This window comes from Exiguobacterium sp. A1_3_1, from assembly GCF_048985645.1.
Classification (GTDB): Bacteria; Bacillota; Bacilli; order Exiguobacteriales; family Exiguobacteriaceae; genus Exiguobacterium_A; species Exiguobacterium_A indicum.
In genome coordinates this window covers 1-2,779 of the sequence record NZ_WBYY01000269.1, presented here as the reverse complement: position 1 = coordinate 2,779, position 2,779 = coordinate 1, and the positions used below count along the sequence as shown (strand labels likewise).

The 2,779-nt window shown below is 54.3% G+C and carries 4 protein-coding genes; all 4 read right to left on the bottom strand.

Translation table 11 applies throughout. The features are described from left to right. On the bottom strand, nt 1-987 hold a 987-nt coding region (locus F8N00_RS17530), incomplete at its 3' end, for a major capsid protein (RefSeq protein WP_421018692.1). A 31-nt stretch (nt 988-1,018) separates the two neighbouring features. Next, the gene (locus F8N00_RS17525; RefSeq protein WP_421018691.1) at nt 1,019-1,363 is read right to left on the bottom strand and encodes a hypothetical protein; all 345 of its coding nucleotides are present in this window, start codon (nt 1,361-1,363) and stop codon (nt 1,019-1,021) included. Nucleotides 1,364-1,390: 27 nt separating this feature from the next. Continuing rightward, complete coding sequence (locus F8N00_RS17520) at nt 1,391-2,029, bottom strand: hypothetical protein (RefSeq protein ID WP_421018690.1); 639 nt, start codon at nt 2,027-2,029, stop codon at nt 1,391-1,393. Nucleotides 2,030-2,042: 13 nt separating this feature from the next. After that, the coding region (locus F8N00_RS17515; protein WP_421018689.1) for a minor capsid protein at nt 2,043-2,779 on the bottom strand (737 nt) is incomplete at its 5' end.

Sequence of the window (2,779 nt, the reverse complement as noted above, 5' to 3'; positions counted from 1 at the left end):
GTGGGCTCGGAGATGTGTATAAGAGACAGCCGCTTCACCGACTTCGACGATCTCGTCTTTCGTCTCGAGTTTTTCCCATGGATTGACGAAAATACCTGGTTGCCCTTGGCGTTCGACCGTCGGACCGAGTGCCGTGTAACCGAGTTGTGGATCCATCGCCGTTCCGAGCAACACAATCCGACGCTCTGGTAGGTAGCGTTTCGTCGTCGCGCCGTCTGGTAACGTAATGACTTGGTCATTGACCTTGATCGCTGGCAACATGTTCGCTTGTAGGTACTCGTCGATATCACGTGGCAAGACGTTTCCGCCCGCTACACCCTTGATAGCGCTAATCGTGCTCTTCGCCTTCATGATCTCGCGGAGTTGTGCGAAAGGCATATGGATCTCAAGCGGCATCTGACCAGCATTCTTGTCCTTGAAGACGAGCGACGCTTCGATCAAGTCCTCGAGTGGATTCGCTGTATCGGCTTGATCCCACTTATCGGCACCCGTCACGTTCAATTTGTTCGCGAGCGGGATACCGAAGTCGATGTCGAGTTTGACGCCGTCGTGATCGTAGACGAGCTTCCCTTCATAGACGGCTGCCGCTCGGAGTAACTCTTCCGTGTGCTCGACGCCGATCCGGAGATCCGCGACGTTCGTCAAGGCACGATCGAGGAGCGCTTGCTTCTCCCGGTCATTGCGTCCGTTCATGTACTCCAGCTGGTCTTTTTCACTAAAGCGGATGCGGTGCTGGATCTTCGCAACCTCACCAAGGGCACGTGCCACCTGTTTTTTGTCTCGGAACGGAGCAGGTGCACCGAACTCGCTCAGCGACGCTGCAGTAACGCGCGTCTGGTCGATGATGTCGTACATGAAGTTCGTCGAGAAGGATTCCTCGAGCGGCAAGAACGAGCGGAGAATCGGTGTGAATGGTACTTCACGGTTCTCGACTAGTCCGAGCAAGGCTTGTGGTTTGAATTCGTCTAACGTGAGGAATGTTGGCATGTAGTTCAACCCTTTCTATTTTTCAAATGGATTACTGGAATGAAATCATCTTAGCGGCTGTCTTGAAGCCTGCCGTGATGCCGGTACACTTCGATTCGTTGAGGTATCCGCCGATGTAGCCGATCCCGACGACGTCCGTTCCGTCAAGGACGAGTTCACGACCGAGGACGGCCGCTTTACCAGTAGCGGCTTTCGCGTCATCCCACGGCTCCGCTTTCTTCGTCGCCGTGACGACGAGCAATGCCGCCCCTGCTTCTAGGCGTCCTGCTGGGAACTTCGTTGAATCAAGCGTCACATTGACGGTCTTCGAGCCGACCGTGTCCGCTAGAATCTCTTTTCCGGCTGCGTAATTCTTCGTTACGGGTGTTAGTTTCATGAGGAATCTTCCTTTCGCTTCGTAGTCTTATTGTTTATTCTTGCCGTTCAAACGTTCCGCTAGAGACTTACCGAGGTCGTACCCCTCTTTCGGTGCTGGCGGATTCCCACCGCCCGGAGGCGTCGGTGGATGCGTCGTTGAGGACTTGATGAGGTGAGGCTTCGCGGTCTTCACGGCTTCGAGCGCTTCTTGGAGTCCGTTCACGTTCCCTTCCTCGTCCACTTCGATAGCAGAGCGGTCAAGGAACGCTTTCGCATCTGCCAGATCGATGAAGTTCATCTGCGTCGCCAAGGTTTTGACTTCCGCGTTGATGATGCGTTCGTTCGCCTTGTCGTTCGCGGCCTTGATTTGCGCTGCGACGTCGCTATTCTCGTCGATGCCGAGTTCCTTCTTCAGAACGGCGATCAACTTATCCTTGTCGTCACCCTTCTCTTTTGCATTGGTACGGTGTCGTGCATTCTCACGGCGAAGTTTCTCAATCAACTTATCCTTCTCATCGTCATCGAGCGGCGGGGCATTTGGTGGATCGTTCGGCGGATCCGCTGGCGAGTCAGCCGGTGGATCATTTGGCGGATCGTTCGGTGGATCAGCCGGTGGGTCATCCGCGAAGAACTGAATCGGGAGTTTCAAACGATAGGTCGGTTTCAACAGTTTTGCTGTTTCCATGTGCAATGTCCTCCTAGTTCGCGGCACGTGCCTGACGTTCCGCTTCATACATCCGTCGATACTCCTGGTACGTGGGGATGTTGAATTTCTGTTGATACTGAGCAAAGGTGTCGATGTCCTGTGCAATGCCGGTCGAGGTTCTGCCATCATCCAGATAGATCCGGACATTCCGACGGCTGACTTGATTGAATCCTTTGACGACCGGCGTATAGGTGACGCGGCAATTCGGATGCTCGATGTCTGGCGCTGAACCGATGGAATCCATCTTGTAGATGCGACCATCAGCCGCACGACAAATCGCGCATGTCTTCCGGTCGAGTGTCTCGAGACGACGCATACCTTCGATGCCGTCCGCTCCATGATCCTGGATGAAGTCCTGAACGGATTTCTTCTTCGCGGAGTTTCCGGCAGCAATGATTTCAGACCGTACCAGACGTTCTGCTTTGTAGGCATCCGTCTCGAGCATCTCTTTCAGACGACGAGTCGTCTTCGCGACCGATTCACCGCGCATCATCGACGAGAGCAATTCCTGTTGGAGCTGCTTGCCTAGGCGTGCCGTATTGTCCCAGATCCGATTCGAGAATCGTTTTCCGGACCAGTCTCGATTGACGAGCGACTGGATGCTTTCCTTGTCGAGCAATGGCAAGATGGGGAACCTGCCCTCTCCTTGCATCGTCAACAAGTAACCCGCGAAAGCATACTCCTGCATCACCACGGCGTGTAGGATCTGTCTCTTATACACATCTCCGA

Coding starts and splice junctions, on each gene's coding strand:
- F8N00_RS17525 (WP_421018691.1), bottom strand. CDS start 1,363: ATGAAACTAACACCCGTAACGAAGAATTACGCAGCCGGAAAAGAGATT.
- F8N00_RS17520 (WP_421018690.1), bottom strand. CDS start 2,029: ATGGAAACAGCAAAACTGTTGAAACCGACCTATCGTTTGAAACTCCCG.